Annotated in this window: 14 protein-coding genes and 1 pseudogene; 6 read left to right on the forward strand and 9 right to left on the reverse strand. The window is 50.4% G+C overall.

The window, feature by feature from the left end:
- Positions 1-7: 7 nt before the first annotated feature.
- Entirely contained in the window at positions 8-5,032 is a 5,025-nt protein-coding gene (locus ACJ2PR_RS20480; protein ID WP_446878350.1) for a translocation/assembly module TamB domain-containing protein, read from the reverse strand.
- A 365-nt stretch (positions 5,033-5,397) separates the two neighbouring features.
- On the opposite strand from ACJ2PR_RS20480, the pseudogene ACJ2PR_RS20485 reads away from it, so the two are divergent.
- Together ACJ2PR_RS20485 and ACJ2PR_RS20490 are read left to right on the forward strand one after the other, a co-directional pair.
- Positions 5,398-5,718 (forward strand): annotated as a pseudogene (locus ACJ2PR_RS20485) (transposase); the annotation flags it as partial.
- 412 nt (positions 5,719-6,130) lie between these two features.
- On the forward strand, positions 6,131-7,003 hold the full coding sequence (locus tag ACJ2PR_RS20490) for a DNA cytosine methyltransferase (RefSeq protein ID WP_446878351.1): 873 nt from the start codon (positions 6,131-6,133) through the stop codon (positions 7,001-7,003).
- Positions 7,004-7,181: 178 nt separating this feature from the next.
- Here the strand turns inward: ACJ2PR_RS20490 and ACJ2PR_RS20495 are convergent, their stop codons facing one another.
- From ACJ2PR_RS20495 to surE, 6 genes are all read right to left on the reverse strand, one after another.
- Positions 7,182-7,385, reverse strand: a complete 204-nt coding sequence (locus ACJ2PR_RS20495; RefSeq protein ID WP_446856580.1) for a phycobilisome linker polypeptide — start codon at positions 7,383-7,385, stop codon at positions 7,182-7,184.
- Positions 7,386-7,761: 376 nt separating this feature from the next.
- Entirely contained in the window at positions 7,762-8,247 is a 486-nt protein-coding gene (apcB, locus tag ACJ2PR_RS20500) for an allophycocyanin subunit beta (RefSeq protein WP_446856581.1), read from the reverse strand.
- Between the two features lie 55 nt (positions 8,248-8,302).
- Positions 8,303-8,788: an allophycocyanin subunit alpha gene (apcA, locus tag ACJ2PR_RS20505; protein ID WP_446856582.1), complete on the reverse strand. Its 486-nt coding sequence runs from the start codon at positions 8,786-8,788 to the stop codon at positions 8,303-8,305.
- A 459-nt stretch (positions 8,789-9,247) separates the two neighbouring features.
- Positions 9,248-10,567, reverse strand: coding sequence for a homoserine dehydrogenase (locus ACJ2PR_RS20510; RefSeq protein WP_446878352.1), 1,320 nt, complete (start codon positions 10,565-10,567; stop codon positions 9,248-9,250).
- A gap of 184 nt (positions 10,568-10,751) precedes the next feature.
- Positions 10,752-11,264: an AAA family ATPase gene (locus tag ACJ2PR_RS20515; protein ID WP_446878353.1), complete on the reverse strand. Its 513-nt coding sequence runs from the start codon at positions 11,262-11,264 to the stop codon at positions 10,752-10,754.
- A 411-nt stretch (positions 11,265-11,675) separates the two neighbouring features.
- Positions 11,676-12,467 carry a 5'/3'-nucleotidase SurE gene (surE, locus tag ACJ2PR_RS20520; protein WP_446866017.1) on the reverse strand — a complete coding sequence of 264 codons (792 nt, stop codon included), beginning with the start codon at positions 12,465-12,467 and terminating at the stop codon, positions 11,676-11,678.
- A 42-nt stretch (positions 12,468-12,509) separates the two neighbouring features.
- On the opposite strand from surE, the gene pheS reads away from it, so the two are divergent.
- Entirely contained in the window at positions 12,510-13,511 is a 1,002-nt protein-coding gene (gene pheS / locus ACJ2PR_RS20525) for a phenylalanine--tRNA ligase subunit alpha (protein ID WP_446878354.1), read from the forward strand.
- Between the two features lie 407 nt (positions 13,512-13,918).
- Here the strand turns inward: pheS and ACJ2PR_RS20530 are convergent, their stop codons facing one another.
- Together ACJ2PR_RS20530 and ACJ2PR_RS20535 are read right to left on the reverse strand one after the other, a co-directional pair.
- Positions 13,919-14,092 (reverse strand): hypothetical protein, encoded by a 174-nt coding sequence (locus ACJ2PR_RS20530; protein ID WP_446878355.1) that lies wholly within the window; start codon positions 14,090-14,092, stop codon positions 13,919-13,921.
- Positions 14,093-14,103: 11 nt separating this feature from the next.
- A complete protein-coding gene (locus ACJ2PR_RS20535) occupies positions 14,104-14,316 on the reverse strand; it encodes a helix-turn-helix domain-containing protein (RefSeq protein WP_446856590.1) in 213 nt (70 codons plus the stop codon).
- A 144-nt stretch (positions 14,317-14,460) separates the two neighbouring features.
- Here ACJ2PR_RS20535 and ACJ2PR_RS20540 point away from each other — a divergent pair, with 144 nt between their 5' ends.
- The 3 genes from ACJ2PR_RS20540 to metH all read left to right on the forward strand — a co-directional run bounded on the left by ACJ2PR_RS20540 (position 14,461) and on the right by metH (position 19,168).
- Positions 14,461-14,706 carry a hypothetical protein gene (locus ACJ2PR_RS20540; protein WP_446878356.1) on the forward strand — a complete coding sequence of 82 codons (246 nt, stop codon included), beginning with the start codon at positions 14,461-14,463 and terminating at the stop codon, positions 14,704-14,706.
- Entirely contained in the window at positions 14,696-15,418 is a 723-nt protein-coding gene (locus ACJ2PR_RS20545) for a tetratricopeptide repeat protein (RefSeq protein WP_446878357.1), read from the forward strand. The genes ACJ2PR_RS20540 and ACJ2PR_RS20545 overlap by 11 nt, the downstream gene beginning before the upstream one ends.
- Positions 15,419-15,610: 192 nt before the next feature.
- The gene (gene metH, locus ACJ2PR_RS20550) at positions 15,611-19,168 is read left to right on the forward strand and encodes a methionine synthase (RefSeq protein ID WP_446878358.1); all 3,558 of its coding nucleotides are present in this window, start codon (positions 15,611-15,613) and stop codon (positions 19,166-19,168) included.
- Positions 19,169-19,248 lie beyond the last annotated feature (80 nt).

Consider the following 19,248-nt stretch of genomic DNA (forward strand, 5'->3'; position numbering starts at 1 on the left):
GTCTTCTCTAAAATCTCGTTTCATACTCCACCACGGCGCGATTGTCCCCCGAAAAATCAGTCGAGCCGCGCAGCAACAGGCGATTATTGATGCGATAGCGTACCCCAAACTGAGTCGGTTGATCCGAAGTCAAGACTTTGAGCGCCGAGGCAGACAGACCACGGGTGATATCGATACTCAATTCTGCGCCTAGACCCAGGGTTGAGCTTCTCCTGTTTTCATCATTGATGACAGTAGGAAACAGGCGAAACTCCCCAAATCCGAGGGCATTCCCAATCAGTCCTTGAATATTGGTCAACAGCGCAGAACCCGCCAGATTTGCGATTCCCAGCGTGCTGTCTCCTCGTCCGAGCGTATTTACAAAGCCTCCTCCAATCAGGGCGATGATTTCGTTTTGGCTCCGGCTGGGACTACTCGTGAGTTCTAGATTTTCAAATAGCTGGCTGGCGGCTCCCGTCGCTCTTGCCTGAATGCGAATGGTTTGTAGCGAGCCTAAACTGGTCGCCAGCAAAGAATTATCCTCAATCTCCGAAGAGGTCGTATTGGCAGAAATGCGGCTGCGCGTCACCTCCGGAACAGAGGCAATCAGACGAATATTGAGGATGGGGTCAAGCCCTTGAGCAGGGGTAAAGGTCGCACTTTGTGCCCCGCCTCGCGCCAAGACAAACTGGGTTGTAAAAAGGTTGACCTGTCCCGCTGTCAGACGAATGGTGCCATTGGGTTTGAGATCATTTAACGAGCCATTAACGAGTAACTCGCCTCGCGCTAGAAAGTTGATGATCGGGGCACGGGTGACACGGACTCGATCGCCCAGCACCAACCGTAAATTCTGTAATTCAACAAACTGATCTGGCTGTCCTGTTGTGCCTCCTCCTGGACTGGCGGGAGCGGCTGAGGTGTCAGGAAGTAGCACCTGTCCGTCTGCTAGTTGAATTTCACCCCCAACTTCTGGACTGAAGGCCGTTCCTCGGAGTGCCACATTACCACTCACGCCCCCCTGATACAAGCCTTTGAGGGTAAGGTTGATATCGTTGAGAGCAAGGGCGATCGGCGTATTGACATCGGGATCACTCTGACTCAAGGTTGAGAAAATGGGAATCACGCCCTGGGCTGAGAGGCGACCTTTGCTAAATTGTCCCGTTAGCGGCGTGGTAGCAGCGCCGACTCGAATGCGATCGCGCTCAAAGGTAATCGTGCCTGTCAGATCGGTGATCGGTTCGGGGAGCGCCTGGGCCAAAAGTTGAGCGTTTTGAACCGTGACGACTCCGGTGACGACGGGCTGAAGCAGCGTTCCCCCAACCTGTAGCTGCACATCTCCTTTGCCGTCTACCCAGGCGACTTGCTGAGTCAGCAGATTTAATAAAGCCAATCCTTCGTTTTTGACATTTACAGACAGACTGATCTGATTGCTGTCGGGGAAAGTGGACGCAAACGGCAACTTGATTGGGATGCTGCCTGCGATGCGGAGCGGTTCGGGAGGGGCGATCGTCACCGTCGTGCCAAAGTTGAGTCGAGCGTTGGTGTAGTTAAAGCTGCCAGTGGCGGATTGGACGGGCGTGCCGTTGAGGGTGCTGTCGGCGAGACTGATTTCTCCGATCGCAAACGGGTTGTCCTGGGTGCCTGAGATAGTGGCGGTGGCGTTGAGGTTGCCTGTGATGCCGATCGGCAGGGGGTAAAAGGTTTCGATCAGTCCAACGGGCAGATTGGTGACTTGCACCTGTCCCGATTGGCTTGCCCCGCCAAAATTTCCGGATACGTTGATGCGAGCGTCTCCAGATTGCAGGCGTAACGGCAGCAGATTGACGACTCCATTTTCAAAACTGCCTTTGGCGATCACCTGGTCGATCGTAATGATCCGATTGGGGTTTCGCGTAATTTTCCCTTGATCGACTTCGGCAAACGAGGGAAAGGGTCGCCATTCGATATTTTGCCCTGTCAAATCAAACTCGGCTTTGGGGGGCGATCCCAGTCCTGCTGAGACACTGATGTTGCCGTTAAAGGTGCCGCGCACGTCGGCCAATTCGGGAATGTTGAGGTTGCGTCGATCGTTGGCTACTCGCCGCAGAAGCGTATTGATTTCAGAAAAGCGCTTTAGTTGATCAGAAAGGCTGGCATCCGGGAGTCCTACCGTCGTCGGGACAACAGTTTCGGCTCTGCCAACATCCGCCGCCTGCAAAATTTGGGAGAAATCTTGAATTTCAAAAATTCGCAGCGTTCTGAGAACATCTTCGAGTTTGCCCTGAGCGATCGCAACTTTGCCTTCAAATCTGGGAGTCGATCGCAGGTCTACACTGCCTGACAGCGCATAGCGGCTGGTGCCCTTTTGCAAAAACGTATCGGTAAATCGAATCACATTGCCCGTGTTGACAAACCTCGCCTGGATGGTTTCTGGCTCGATCACGATGCCCCGCACTTCTCTGGCAGGTCTGACCACGTTGAGCGACCCATCCGCAACTTGTAGCCGATTGACATCAATATTCAAGTTGCCTGTGAGAAACCGTCCGCCAAAGCTGCCCAATCGCGCTAGATCCACACCAGGAATAATTAAGCCATCTAACGGCAACTGCTGGATCACCACTCGAAAAATGTTGCCTTCTGTTTTGCCTGCAATGATCGCTTGATCTCGTTTGACATTCAGGGCGATCGGTCGATAGTCAGGATTCAACGCCAGGAAGATCTGATCTTTGCCGCCTGCCACGTTGACCGTAAATCCTTGAGTCGGGACGAGGCGAATGCTGCCATTGAGCGGCGAATCAAAGGTGATGCCGTTGAGAGACAGCCCTTTGACGGCGACATCACCAATCACATTCGGTGCGTCAGGCGTTCCGGTGATGCGGCCGGTGAGATCGAGTTGACCCGTGAGATCGGTGACCGGAGGGCGAGGAATCGGTAAGTTAGCCAGGGCGTAGTTTGTGGTTTTGACGAACAGATCCAACCCGGTGACCGCGGGGGAACCTGCGCCTTCGAGTCGAGCCAGAATTGACCCATTGGCGCTAAATCCGGGAGCCGTCGCCTGCGGAATATTCAGCTTGCGTCCATCCCATTGCACTTGAGCGACGATCGGCTGCTCGATCAGCGAAATTCCTTCTGACAGTCGCACCTGACCATTCGCCCGAATCGTCCCCGCACTCAGAGAATTGACCAATCCCGCGACGCGCAAATCGCCACTCAACAATCCACGTAGGTCAGGTGAAAAGCGGCTTAGTTGCAGTCCGCCTCCGGTGACTCGCGCCTGCCATCTTCCCAAACTGGAGGCAATGTCGGCATCAAATGCGCCTGTGCCTTCGGTGAGCCGCGCCTTACCCGTTGCCCGAATGTCTGCGAGATTAAAAGATTTGGTTGTCCCAGACAAATTAAAATTGCCGCTGGCCAACCCGGTTAATTGAGGCACGAACTGTCTTGCTTGAACGCCGATCGCCCGTACTGTCGCTTGCCAATTTTCGCCGATCGTTCTGCCGTTTGCGGTGACCGTTCCGCCGCCAACCTGGGCCACAATGTTTCGCAGAATGGTGTTGCCGCTGACGATCGCCACTTCTCCTGTCGTGGGATAGGTTGCCTGGGGTGCCTGAAATTGAGCCACAGTCTGAACGCGATCGACCGCTCCACTAAGCTGAATCTGGCTATTGACTCGACCGACCGTAATCGGAGGCGCTTGTCCGTTGTTGTAAAGTCTGGCTACCGTGTCACCCGGAACGTTTTGAGCATTTAGATTGAACGCGATCGTTCTTGGGGGGGCGAGAGAAAGGTTGCCCTGTCCGGTGATTTGTCCGCCGATCGTGGGAGTTGCTTGAAGATTAGAAACAGCCAGATCGAACGTACTCGCATCCAATCTAAAGTTGGCGCTAGCCTGACTAAGATTGAGTCGATCGACTCTAGCAACTTTGGTATTACGGACAACGCCTGTAAGAACGGGACTGGCGATCGCTCCCGTCACTTTTACATCCGCTCCAACTTCACCCACAGCAGCAAACGGAAGCTGAATCGCAAAGGTCTCAAAAAAGTTATCCAGCGTGACGGCCTTGACCTGAGCAGATAGATTAAATCCTTTCTTGGTGTCTAGTGTGCCCTTGGCCAAAAGTGGAATTTTGCCGAGAGAAGCGCTGACTTGCTCCAAAGTAATTAGCGTTTCTTTAAGTTGCAGTTTGCCATTCGCATTGGTGAATTTTTGCGGTAACTGCGGAATGCTCAACGTCACATTCTTAAAGTCGGCCGTCCCATTCACTAAAGCGGGTTCTTTGGGGCGCAGTTTTACATTCACCTGACCATTGACGCGACCCTGAGTTAGATCAACGGGGAGTTTGACGAGGCGATCGATTTCAGCGATCAAAAAATCCTGGCCGCGAATGTCAATATTGGAGTTTAGCCCCTGCTGATTGAGCGACTCGCCTTTGAGGTCAAAACTGCCGCCCTGAGTTGATTTTCCTTCGGCTTCATAGGCAAAACGCCGATTGCGATCGAGGGGCTTGACTTCTCCAGCTACGTCGGTCAGATTCACCGAAGTCCGCTTGCGGCCGGGTTTGGGAAAGGGAGACAGTTCAATATTGGCTTCTCGTAGCTCCAACACTTCAAGCTGAGTTCTAATAAATCCCTTTTCTTCCTGTTCTTTGATGGCGGTCGAAACCCACACTCCGTCTCTATCCTGCTCGATGTAGGCCGTCGGTTTGATCAGCGTCACATCCAGCTTTAAGGTGCGATTAAAAACTAGCTGAATCGGATTGAATCCAACCTCGACTGACTCGACCGTGGCGCGATCGGGATCATCCTCTGTCGGCGGAATCTCGCTCTTACCAAACCGCAACCCTGTCAGCGAAAACCGTTCAACTTTGCCTAGCTTAACGGGACGATTGAGCAACTGAGTTAGATTGTCGGCGACTAAGGGCGCTAACTCCTGATTGACAAAGACGGTGCCATACCAAACCCCTGCCCCAATTCCTGCAACGGCAGCGATCCCCAACGGGATGCCAATACGGACGAGGCGCGATCGTCGTCTACGAGGGGTGGGGGGCGTACCTTGCTCAGGAGGATTCGTCATTTACAACAGTGGGGAAGGAATTGAGGAGCGTCTAGCGAAGCCTCTATATAGTTACCACACAGGTCATTATTTGGGGAAATGAATTTGAGATTACCGTTTAGAGATGAAATTAACTCCGATTTGGAGACCTTAGCGAAAGCGAATTTTGAGAGAATAATGTAGCGCAAAACCAGCTATTTCCAGCCAAGTCCAACATTTTTGTAAGACTTATCTCCCTTCATGCCGCTCGTGTGAGAACCCGGACTTTTTGGGTCTACGTCGAGCATATTGACTGGTTGCAAGAGCAGGTCAAGGAACTCGACCGCACGATCGCAGAGCAGATCAACCAGTGTGAGCGTTGGCAGCGAACTCAAAAGCTGTGGGTGAGCGTTTCCGGCGTGGGGTCGGTGATGAGTGCCACGTTACTGGCAAGTTTGCCAGAGTTGGGACAGTTGACGCACAAGCAGATCGCCACCTTAGTCGGAGTGGCCCCCCTGAACTATGACAGTGGTCAGATGAAGGGCAAGCGGCGGATCTTTGGCGGTCGTGCGCCCGTCAGGCAGGGGTTGTACCTGTCAGCTTTGGTTGCCGTTCGTTACAATCCGGTGTTGAAAGCGTTTTATAATCGCCTTCTCGATCGTGGCAAGTTAAAGAAAGTGGCTTTAGTCGCTTGTATGCACAAGTTGCTGACCATTCTTAATGCGATCTCTTCGAGTTACCCGCAAGGGGTCGTGAAACAGGGCAAGGCTCGGCAGCCTCTTGCTGAAGAAGCCAGCCCTGAAAAAGTTGCGCTTCCCGCTTGACATTCAAGATAATCGCTAAATCCCCTAAAAATGGGGGACTTTGAACGAGAAATATTGTCTCAAAGTCACCCAAAAGTGGGGGGTTGGGGGGCAGAAGCGCTGAACAACGAAGCGAGAAAACTCCATCGAATTCACGCAAATTTAATCAATCAGGTAAACCGCCCAAAACTGACGATATCAACAAAACTGACATAGAATTACGATTCGCAGAGCCAACGCAATTAAGATGGCTTTGCATCTAGATTTTGAGCTGACTAAGCCCCAAAAGAAAGCTTGATGCTATTATCTTCAACTCACCCGATCTTTTTGACTGACCATGAGAGCGATCGACTTATTTGCTGGGTGTGGTGGTCTTTCATTAGGGGTGCAAACTGCTGGCTTTGAAGTGGCGGCCGCTTTCGACAACTGGAAAGAATCTTGCGAAGTCTATACTGCCAACTTTGATCACCCGATCTTTCAAGCTGATTTGTCAAATGTTGAAGATGTCGGGAGATTTAAGGAATGGCAGCCAGACATCATCATTGGTGGCCCGCCCTGTCAAGACTTTTCAAGCGCTGGAAAGAGAGACGAAACGCTTGGACGAGCAAATCTGACGATCTCATATGCAAAGCTCATTTCCAAAGTCAGACCTGACTGGTTTTTAATGGAAAATGTAGAGCGGATTAAAAGCAGTCGTGTATTGCAAGAAACGCTTTTGATCCTTAAATCGATCGGCTATGGGCTGAGTTCTACGGTTTTAGATGCCAGCTATTGCGGAGTTCCTCAGATCAGAAAAAGATTTATTCTGGTTGGGCATCTGCACTCAGAAGACGGATTTTTGGATCATCACTTGATTAAAAACCAGTCAGTTCATCCGATGACGGTTGATAATTATATGGGCGATCGTTTAGACATCAAGTTTTATTATCGGCATCCTAGAAGCTATGCGCGAAGAGGGATTTTTAGCGTCTATGAGCCGAGTCCGACGATTCGCGGAGTCAACCGCCCTGTGCCAAAAAACTACAACGAGCACGAGGGCGATCTCTGCGACCCCAAAGAAGTTCGTCCTTTGACGACACTAGAAAGAAGCTACATTCAGACTTTTCCAGAAGGCTTCAAATGGCTTGGCACAAAAACCTGTCTAGAGCAAATGATTGGTAATGCAGTCCCGGTAAAGCTTGGGCAATATGTTGCTAGCTGCATTTTCTAATACATTCAAGATGACACGCTGACAAAGACCAACGTTGTAGAAGAGCAAGTTGTAGAGAGACAATTAGAACTTTTCATTTGACGAACTGTTCTTGTCTACAAAAAAGCATAAAAAAGGAGGTCATCACGACCCCCACAGCTAATGCTCAGAGTTAACAAACTTTTAGAAACTCAGCTTACTACAGCAACCCGGTATCTAGTCCAGGCTTGCCTGTTGCCAATTCAACCTTGACAATCTTGCCGCCCATCTTTTGAATCCGCTGTTGCTCACGAAACCAGTTGTCGTAAGGAACCAACTTTGTAAAGTAGGTGTTTTGCAGCTCGCGCTGGGTGCGGATGCGAGTCTGGCTAGGAACGCAGGCAGTAACCTTAAACATTCTCATGGGTCTCATTTTCTCCTGAGTAGGCTGAGGATGGTTTTGAATGTTGAGTCTTGAATTAACTAACTCATACCACAATTCAAAACCCGTTACACAAGTGGAATATTTCTCAAAAACTTGGCAAGTTACGATCGAGTCAAAACCTTTTCAGGCGAATTCGCAGACTCAAAAGCACCGCAAACCTTTTGGATGGTATATCAAAATTGATGGTTGGAAGGTTGGAAGTCGAGAGGCAATGTTAGATCGCTAAAACCATTTCTCAGACTAGCCTTTGACAAGCTAACACCAAACCCCAGACTTCCAAAACCTCACATTAGAATGGTGAACTATGAGCAATGAACGACGAACCTAATTCATCCCTCATCCCTCATCCTTTCGTTTAGCTCAAGCCAGAGCAGATATAGTCGAAGTAAACGCCCATTTCTTTGCCAGCGTCAGAACCGACCAAACCAGCGGTGACTTCTTTCATCGCTTGGATCGCTTGCACCGTTGCACCCACAGGTACGCCCAAAGAGTTGTAGGTTTCCTTCAAGCCGTTAAGCACGCGCTCGTCGAGGATGGAAGGATCGCCAGCCAACATTGCATAGGTGGAGTAGCGCAGGTAGTAGTCGAGGTCACGAATGCAAGCCGCATAACGACGAGTCGTGTACATGTTGCCACCGGGACGAGTGATGTCCGAGTACAACAAGGATTTTGCAACGGCTTCTTTGACGATCGCAGCCGCGTTAGCCGAGATGGTGGTTGCCGCACGAACGCGCAGTTCACCCGTTTGGAAGTAGCCTTTGAGCTTTTCGAGAGCAGACGTATCGAGGTACTTGCCTTGAACGTCAGACGTGTTGATAACAGAGGTAATTGCGTCTTGCATGATTTATTCCCGTAAATCGCGTGGTCTTGATCAATCCTAAAGGGGTGGGCAGCAATTACTGCATTGCACCGATCACGTAGTCGAAGTAGGAGCCAGCTTCAGAAGCATCTTCGCCAGACAGCAAGGAAGCCGCCACGTTTTTCATTGCACGAATGCCTTCTGCCACCGCTGGGATGGGGGTGCCCAAGGAGTTGTACATTTCGCGAACGCCGACGATACCGATTTCTTCGATCGGGGTCACATCGCCTGCAACAATCCCGTAGGTAACGAGACGCAGGTAGTAGTCGAGGTCACGCAGGCAGGTAGCAGTCATTTCTTCGCCGTATGCGTTGCCACCGGGGGAGACGACATCGGGGCGCTTTTGAAACAGTTGGTCGCCTGCTTGCTTGACGATGCGCTCACGAGAGTCAGTCAAGGTTTGAGCGATGCGGAGACGACGTTCGCCTGTGGTGACGAAGCCTTTGATCCGATCTAGTTCGCCAGGGCTGAGGTAACGAGCTTCAGCGTCTGCATTCACGATTGATTTCGTGACAATACTCATTGATGGATTCCTCCAAAAGTAGTGTAACCGAGTATGTTTAAACGGGATTTCCGCCAAGTGGTTTGTTAAGTCTGCGCTCAGGGCTGAAAGTTTGCGATTTGCGATCGTCTGCTTTGAGAACTGAGGTTTGCTGAGTAAATCCGATTCGCCTTGCGGTTACTTTGGTTACACGAGCGTCGTAAGACTTAGCGACCTTCCGTGATTATTTTGCGGTATTTAGATCACCATCCTGATCACTTCGCAACATTTTGTAATGTTGTTCCTCATGTTTGCATTTAGCGATGATTTGTGCTTTGTGCGACAATGAGGGAGGGGTTCACAGAGTTGAGAACGATCGCAGCTACAGGGTTAGCGTTTGGGTTTGATGAAACTCCGTTTTCAGCATGTTACGGTTCTTTGAGTCCTTAAGTCAAAGGCTGAAATGTATCGTTTGATTGAGAAGATTTTTTCAGATTTGTTCTATAGCACTCGTAGCACGCTGGCGACGCTAGCGATGGTGGGCAACGCCTGAATCTCGTTTAGTGCCTTGCGAAAATTGCCTTCGCGGACATCGTGGGTGACGACGACAATCTCAGCCGAGCCGTCTCGAATGCCCGTCTGGACAACTGATTCTAGGCTGACTTGGTGATCTCCAAAGCAGGTACCCAGTTTGCCGATGACACCGGGATAGTCTTGAGTGAGAAATCGGGCGTAAAAGCGGGTTACCAAGTCTTCGATCGGGGCGATCGCGCAATAGTGCTGGTGAGAACAAGCTAAAAGCGGATCGAGAAGTGGTGTGCCGTCAGCTTGAAGGAGTTGTCCGCGTCCCACTTTGAGTAAGGCGGCAATGTTGAGAATGTCGGAAACCACAGCGCTGGCAGTCGGCCCGGCCCCGGCTCCGCGACCAAAAAACATCACCTGTCCGATCGGGTCGCCTTCGATCAAGATCGCGTTGTAGACATCGTTGACGCTGGCGAGGGGATGAGATTTGGGAACGAGGGCGGGATGGACTCTAAGCTGCAATTGTTCAGGATCGGTGTGGGGTTCTCGTTTGGCGATCGCCAGCAGCTTGATCACAAATCCCAATTTTTCGGCATAGGCGATGTCGGTGGCGCTGACTTGACGAATGCCTTCACAGTGGACTTCAGGAAGCTTGATTCGTCCACCAAAGGCGAGAGAAGCCAGAATCGCAATCTTATCGGCGGCATCCAATCCATCGACATCAGCGGTCGGATCGGCTTCGGCGTACCCCAGTTGTTGAGCATCTGCCAGGATCTCGGCAAAGTCGCCGCCCTCGGTTTGCATTCTCGTCAGAATGTAGTTGGTCGTGCCGTTGACGATGCCTGTAACGGTGCTGATGCGATTGGCGCAGAGAGACTGTTTGATCGGCTCGATCACGGGAATACCGCCGCCTACGGCCGCTTCTAACAGAACGTACACACCTGCTTCGGCGGCCGCTGAGAAGATTTCTTCACCAAATCGAGCGATCGCCGCTTTATTGGCCGTGACGACATGTTTTTTGTGAGCGATCGCTTTCAGTATCAACGATCGAGCAGGCTCTAATCCGCCGATCACTTCCACCACAATATCGATGTCTGGATCGGTAACGATCGCCTCTAAATCAGTCGTCAACAAGTCAGCAGGGATATCAATTGAGCGGGGTTTGTCGAGCGATCGGACTCCGACTTTGTGAATCACGAGTTCTTGAAGCAGGGGATGTCGCTGAATCGGGTCGCGCAGAATTTCTACCGTTCCCGTTCCGACCGTTCCCAGTCCGAGTAGACCAACTTTAAACGCCACAGGCTTTCCCTATCACAACTGCAATCTCATTTTAGGACTGCATCGGTTCACTCAGAAAATCGATTGGGTGGAGGCGCGATCGATTTTCAGTGATTGAGCATTCACACACCCTGATTCAGTTATGTTGCAATAGCCTTGTTGTGCTGCGGACACTGCCTCTCACATGCACATTGTGATGCTTTTGCTAGGTTGACAACCCTATTGAAGTGGAATCGTATCTAATGATGTTAAAGCCTTCGTCTGCGATCGGGGGTTGAAAATATGCGGTGATGGAGTCGAATTCTGCCTCAGACATAATCATCGAACCTTCGGGCTGTTCAGCATTCCGTTTCCGCAGTTGCTCTTTGCACAAGGAGTCAGGCGCAACAATGTAATGAAGTGCATGATTGACTTTAGCTGCTTCAAAAATGGAGCGAAACCAGTGGCGTTGAGAAGGAACATTTCCTGGAAAATCTAGAACAACAGATATTCCCTGGTTAAGAATGTCTTGTATGTGCTGTGAGGCTACAGATTTTAAGCGTGACGAATATCTTAAATAATCATCAAAGGTGCTAATCTCTTCTGGGTACAACTTCGACAACCAGAGATCTTCACTGATCAAAATGGCACGATGGTCGGATGCCAGCCTTTTTGATAACGTTGTCTTTCCTGATGCCATCTTTCCGCAGAAAAAGTGTAGAACGGGATCTGTTCTCACGATTCACCACCGTTACATTTTTCTAAGTTTACTTAATGAGTCTAGCGGCTCTGTTGATTTGTGACGAATACTACACCAACAAAATCACCTTTTTGTAAATTCAGCCAGTCTTCCAGGCTCGCTCTTAAGAGGACAAAAATGCCCATCCGTTCGCTACTTAAATCTTAGACGGAAATGCTAGCCGTATAACCGTTTGCTTGAGCGGCTGTAAATAGCCTTGTATTCAACACCCATATCCCTTATTAGTCTCCTCCAAGCAATTATGATGAGGGTGCTATTTGGAAAAGGCTAAAGAAAAGTAGTCCGCAGCGAAAAACTTATTGAAGTTTGCGTCTGAATTATTCTCTAGCTTTTCCAAAGTAGGACTGGTCGCTTTTCCGGTATGTTCAGGAACAAGATTTTGGGTTTACGTTAAATCCCGGAATCCTGCGTCCATTTCTGCATAGTTCTCAGCCCGGATGGAGAGGTGAGATTGTAGTGCAGCGGCGTGATTGTAATATAGTTGTCGCGAATTGCCTGTACGTCGGTCGGTACATCCGTTGGCACATCGGGGTCATCGACATCTTCGAGCAGTTCGCCCGCTAGCCAATAATAGTTTTTGCCTCTGGGATCGGTGCGCTTCTCAAAGACATCGGTGTAGCGGCGGACTCCTTGACGAGTGACGATCGCTCCCTTAATCTTGTCTTGTTCAATGGCTGGCACATTCACATTGAGTAGCGTTAACTCAGACGGCGGATTTTTCTCAAACTGACGCACTAGCAAGCAAGCAAAATCGGCCGCAGGTTGAAAATTTTGAGCAGCAAAGCTAGTCAAACTAAACGCCACACTGGGAATCCCTTCGATCACGCCCTCCATCGCGGCCGAAACGGTGCCCGAATACAGCACATCGGTTCCTAAATTTGAGCCATGATTGATGCCCGACAGTACAAAGTCAGGGGGACTCTCAAGCAGCGCCCAAAGGGCCAGTTTTACGCAGTCAGATGGCGTTCCCGAACAGGCCCAAGCTTTGACGGCGGGATGAAAAATCTCAGTCATCACCTCTGCTCGAATCGGGTCGTGTAAGGTCAGCCCATGTCCTGTAGCAGAGCGTTCTCGATCGGGACACACCACCGTCACTTGATGCCCCGCGTTTGCTAAGGTGTTGGCCAGCGTCCGAATCCCCAACGCATAAACCCCATCGTCATTGCTGATCAGTAATTTCATCGAATCCAGTAAACTAGTAAAACAATTCGGCCCTTTCTTAGTATGACTGCTCAGACGATCGAACTCGAATCTCAACTCGAAGCCATCCGGCAAGAAGCGCAACAGGCGATCGCAGCCACTGACACGCTCGATCAACTAGAGCAACTTCGTGTCAAATATTTGGGCAAGAAGGGGCCGATTCCTCAAGTATTGGGGGGAATGGGCAAGCTTGATCCGGCAGAACGTCCCCGGATTGGGGCCCGCGCCAATGAGGTGAAAGAAGCGATTCAGGGAGACCTCGATCGCAAGCGAACTGACCTGCAAGCGGCGGCCATTCAGGCAAAATTGGAGGCAGAAACGATCGATGTGACGATGCCGGGAGTGTTTCGTCCCCAGGGTCGAGTGCATCCACTCAACAGTACGACGGATTTAGTGTTAGATATCTTCGTGGGTCTGGGTTACACGGTGGCGGAAGGGCCGGAAATGGAGACGGACTACTACAACTTTGAGGCGCTTAACTTCTTGCCGGATCACCCCGCGCGAGACATGCAGGACACGCTCTATCTGCCAGATGGCAACCTGCTGAGAACCCACACTTCGACGGTGCAAGTCCGCTATATGGAGTCGAATGAGCCGCCGATTAGAATTGCGGTGCCTGGGCGGGTTTATCGTCGCGATACGGTGGATGCAACTCACTCGGCCGTCTTTCATCAGATTGAAATTTTGGCGGTCGATGAGGGGCTGACTTTCACGGATCTTAAAGGCACGATTAAAGTATTCTTGCAGGAACTTTTTGGTGATCTGCCGATTCGTTTTCGTCCCAGTTTCTTCCCGTTTACTGAGCCGTCTGCTGAGGTTGATGTGCAGTGGAAAGGTCGCTGGTTGGAGATCTTGGGCTGCGGCATGGTTGATCCAAATGTTCTCAAATCGGTGGGCTATGACCCAGAAATCTACACGGGATTTGCGGCGGGGTTTGGGGTCGAAAGGTTGGCGATGGTGCAACATCAAATCGATGATATTCGACGACTTTATGACAGCAATTTGCGATTTTTAAAGCAGTTTTAACGTAAAGTCAAAGAGCTTTCTCGCTTGGTTATTCAGTTTTTCACCCCTAAATCCCCTATTCTGGGGGACTTTGATTTACGCGATCGCACCTTTAGCGCACCTCTCGCAAAATCAGCTTTCCCGATTAGTGGAGAACTTTGAATCAAACCTCTTGTCTTAAAAGCGCATTTCTAAATTAATGATTAAGCTTGCTCCTTGCGTTCACCGAGCCGTTGCAGCATGAGTCGAATCATAGATTCCTAAGTCATTGCCTCGCTCATTTCCGGTCGTAACTCGTCGTCTTTACTCAAGCGTCGATTCTGATTGATCCAAGCAAATGTCCTCGCTGCGTTCGGGATAGACGAGATTTTCTGATCTTGATTCAGTTCGCGGTCATGCTCCGTCTATTTAAGCTTTTGAAGTGCGCTCTAATACAAGATTACACTTGGGTCACTTTGAGAACGCCTGACCTTTTCTGGCTCTATTAAAGTCAATTCAAGTCTATCTTCTAACGTCGTCATCTCCGGATGTTCCAGACTGTATTGCCGTCGCTCCTCCGTTAGGCGAATCTGTCGTCCTTGAAAGTCTGTAAGTGTAAACATTTCAGCATTGGTCACTCTTCAACGACTTCGATCAAGTCTTCGATCGTCACCTCAAAAACCTTCGCCAATTTAATCAACGCTGTTGCATCAACCATTGCCATTCCGGGAGAACGAGCATAAGTTCTGAGAGTGCTATAAACCACGCCTGAACGGTCAGAAACTTCTTTGATTGTCCAGCCTCGCTTATTAGCGAACTCTCGAATTCGCAGCCGCACCAAACCCATGCTTGACAATGACCAGATCTAGTCATTTAATAAAAGTGTCCTTGAAACAGCGATCGCCCGTGCCTGGAAAGCTCGAAGGGCGTTGCCTCCGGCTGTTGCGAAGCTAACCGTTGTTCTTTCCTCGTAAGAAGGAAGATAACCCTCATGATACCAAGAGAACCGCCGTCCGAAACGGTGGAAACTTCTGCGTACAGAAATCATCTACATCCCTGGTGTATCATTTGTTTTTTACCCAACATGCAGCGAGGAGTTATTGCGCGGTATCGTCGCCGCAGTCATGCCAAATCGCATCTGAGCGTCCTGAAACGTCTGAGTCCGACTTTTACCTACCAGATTGTTTTTGATCCACCCTACCCACTGGAGAATCAGGAAACGCCCCATGAACAATAACGAACGCACGCCTCAAGACGATCGAGAACCCACTCCAAAAGTGACCCCTTTGTCCAGTCAGGAGCGAACGGTTGACCTTCCCGCTCAAAATGGTCGCCTTCCAAAAACGGCTCCCGCAAAAACGGCTCTAACTGGCTTTCAGCATCGAGTCAAAACCTCTCTAAGACAGTTTTCGACTTCTGTGAATCTTCCTCAATCAAAAGTTTCGCCACTCTTAGCAGGGAGCGTTTTGGGGTTATCGGTTGCCTTGATGATTGTGTTGTTTCGTCCCCTGGCTTCCACGCCGCCCACCGTCGAAAATCAAGTTTCCGAACAGCGCAAAGCCGTTGCCGAAGATTGGTTTCAACAAGCCCGTGACGCATCTGTGCGCGGCGATCGTTCCTCCGCCATTGCCAACTACACGCAAGCGATTGCGCGATCGCCCAAAAATCCCAACTTCTATTACAACCGAGGCATTGAGCATTCTGCATCCGGCGATCGTTCTGCCGCCATCAAAGACTACACGCAAGCGATCAAGCTCGACAAAAATTTTGCAGACGCTTACTACAATCGAGCCAACGCCCACGCCGCCAGCAACCAAATCAAGGAAGCGATCGCCGACTACCAACGCGCCGCCAACCTCTACCAACGCCAGGGTCTAACCGATTACCAGCAAGAAGCGATCGCCGCCGCCAAAAAACTCCAACAATCCACCAGACCCCCCCAACAATAAACACTCCTCCGCCCTCCGCCCTCCGCCCTCACTCTCTCTCGTTATGCCAAAGTGAAAGAGAGAAATGTGTTGCGATGATGAATTGTCACAGGGGCGACTTTCCCCGATCGAAGACCTTCATCACAATAGTAGGTTAAGAAATAAAAACCTCCGTGGCACATTTCTCAATCGTCCTTTCTGTATGGCTGCCCTATGAACAGTGCTTTTCTAGCTCGTCTTCACAGCCCCGATCGACCCGTCATCGTTTTTGATGGTGCAATGGGGACGAACTTACAAGTTCAAAACCTCACCGCAGAAGACTTTGGCGGAGCCGAATATGAAGGCTGTAATGAATATCTCGTTTACACTAAACCCGAAGCCGTTGCCAAAGTTCATCGAGACTTTTTGGCGGCTGGAGCGGATGTGATCGAGACGGATACGTTTGGGAGTAGTTCGTTTGTCTTGGCTGAATACGATTTGGCGGACAAGGCCTACGACTTGAGTAAAGCCGCCGCAGAACTTGCGAGACGAGTGGCGGATGAGTTTTCGACTCCTGAGAAACCGCGATTTGTTGCAGGCTCGATCGGCCCTGGCACCAAACTGCCGACACTGGGAAACATCACTTACGACACGCTCAAGGCGGCTTTCTCCGAACAGGCTGAGGGCCTGTATGACGGAGGAGTTGATCTGTTTTTGGTCGAGACTTGTCAAGACGTGCTGCAAATCAAAGCAGCATTAAATGGCATCGAAGAAGTGTTTAAAAAGAAGGGCGATCGCCGTCCTCTGATGGTTTCCGTGACGATGGAAATTCAGGGTACGATGCTGGTCGGCTCTGATATTAGTGCCGTGTTGGCGATTTTGGAGCCGTTTCCGATCGACATTCTCGGCTTGAATTGTGCAACGGGGCCCGATCGCATGGCAGAACACATCAAGTATCTATCAGCGCAATCGCCCTTTGTCGTGTCTTGCATTCCAAACGCAGGCTTGCCCGAAAATGTCGGAGGACACGCGCACTACAAGCTGACACCGATGGAACTGCGGATGTCATTAATGCACTTTGTTGAAGATCTGGGTGTGCAAGTGATTGGGGGTTGCTGTGGCACTCGTCCAGATCATATTCAACAACTCGCAGAATTCTCGACTACGCTAAAGCCGAAAGAACGTCCGATTCGTACTGATGGACAAATTATTAGCCGTCCGCTTTACAACTACGTGCCGTCGGCCGCATCAATTTACAGCGCCCAACCGTATGAACAAGACAATTCATTCTTGATTATCGGCGAGCGATTGAATGCCAGCGGCTCTAAAAAGTGTCGCGATTTATTGAATGCGGAAGACTGGGATGGATTGGTAGCACTGGCGCGATCGCAGGTCAAAGAAGGCGCACATATTCTCGACGTGAACGTGGATTATGTCGGCCGCGATGGGGTCAAAGACATGCACGAACTGGTGTCTCGTCTCGTCACAAACGTCACGCTGCCCTTGATGCTCGACTCCACCGAATGGGAAAAAATGGAGGCCGGGCTAAAAGTTGCGGGCGGTAAGTGCCTGTTGAATTCCACCAACTACGAAGACGGCGAAGACCGTTTTCTGAAAGTGTTGGAACTTGCAAGAGAATATGGCGCAGGCGTTGTCGTGGGAACGATCGACGAAGACGGCATGGCCCGAACTGCCGAAAAGAAATTCGCGATCGCCCAACGTGCTTATCGTCAGGCTGTTGAATTTGGCATTCCTGCTCATGAGATCTTTTTTGATCCGTTAGCGTTGCCGATTTCAACTGGGATTGAAGAAGATCGCGAGAATGGAAAGGCGACGATCGACTCCATTCGCATGATCCGCGAACATCTTCCGGGCTGTCACATTACATTAGGCGTTTCCAACATTTCATTTGGTCTGAATGCCGCCGCCCGTCAAGTGTTGAATTCGATGTTCTTACACGAAGCGATGCAGGTGGGAATGGATAGCGCCATCATCAGTGCGGCCAAAATTTTGCCCCTGGCCAAGATCGATCCCAAACATCAAGAAATTTGTCGTCAACTGATTTTTGATCAGCGCCAATTCGACGGCGATATCTGCGTGTTTGATCCCTTATCCGAGCTGACCACTCTATTTGAAGGCGCAACCACCAAACGCGATCGCAGTGAAGATGCCAAACTGCCGATCGAAGAACGACTCAAGCGCCACATCATCGACGGCGAACGCATCGGACTCGAAGACGCGCTCAAAGTTGCTCTAGAAAAGTATCCGCCGCTAGAAATCATCAACGTCTACCTACTGGACGGCATGAAGATTGTTGGTGAACTGTTTGGCTCTGGTCAAATGCAACTGCCCTTTGTGCTGCAATCTGCCGAGACGATGAAGTCTGCCGTCGCTTTCTTAGAGCCATTGATGGAGAAGAAGGAAGCGGGGCGATCGAAGGGTGTTTTCCTAATCGCAACGGTGAAGGGAGACGTTCACGACATTGGTAAGAATCTCGTCGATATCATTCTGACGAACAACGGCTACAAAGTGATCAACCTGGGAATTAAACAGCCCGTGGATAACATCATTGATGCCTATTTAGAACACAAAGTGGATTGCATCGCGATGAGCGGCTTACTCGTCAAATCAACCGCCTTCATGAAAGAAAATCTCGCCGTCTTCAACGAAAAAGGAATCACTGTTCCCGTCATTCTAGGAGGCGCAGCGCTCACACCCAAGTTTGTCCACGACGATTGCCAAAAAACATACAAAGGCAAAGTGGTATATGGGAAGGATGCCTTCTCAGATCTACACTTCATGGATAAGCTAATGCCCGCCAAAGAGAACGCCGAATGGGACGATCTCAAAGGCTTCTTAAACGGCGACGCTTCCCTCTTCTCAGTCGTCGAACCCGAACCCGAAGAACCCACTCCTCACCCCTCACCCCTCACGCCTCACTCCGAAGAAGACACCACTCGATCGCAGTCGATCGATCCCCACATCTCCCGCCCCACGCCTCCCTTTTGGGGCACCCAAATTCTGCAACCGTCTGACATTCCCTGGCAAGATTTGTTCTGGCACTTAGATTTGCAAGCCCTGATTGCAGGACAGTGGCAATTTCGCAAACCGCGCGAACAAACTCGTGAGGAATACGACCAGTTTTTAGCCGACAAAGTGTATCCCATTCTAGAAACCTGGAAGCGGCGCATTGTCGAAGAAAACTTACTGCATCCTCAAGCCGTTTACGGCTACTTCCCATGTCAATCAGAAGGCAATTCGCTTTATCTATATGATTCGGAGACAGCCAAGAATGTTGTAGCGGAGTTTAAGTTTCCGAGGCAACGATCGCTGCGTCGTTTCTGCATTGCTGACTTTTTTGCGTCTAAAGAATCGGGTCAAATCGATGTCTTTCCGATGCAGGCGGTAACAATGGGCGAGGTCGCGACCGAATTTGCCAAAACCCTGTTTGAAGCCAACAACTACACCGACTATCTCTACTTCCACGGGATGGCCGTCTCAATGGCGGAAGCCCTAGCCGAATGGCTCCATGCCCGAATTCGTCGAGAGTTAGGCTTTGCATCAGAAGACCCCAACAACATTCGCGACATGCTGGCCCAACGCTATCAAGGCTCTCGCTATAGTTTTGGCTATCCCGCCTGTCCCAACATTCAGGATCAGTACAAGTTGTTAGATCTGCTGGGAGCCGATCGCCTCCATCTACACATGGATGAAAGCGAACAACTCTACCCAGAACAATCCACAACGGCAATCATTGCCTATCACCCTGCGGCAAAGTACTTTAGCGCGTAGGCTTCAATTCAATAGACCTCCTGCATGAATAGAATTTTCGATGTCACCTGCCGCTTAGGTCTTGCTCCGTTTGGGTCGGC

The sequence above is a fragment of the Phormidesmis sp. 146-33 genome (assembly GCF_052939515.1).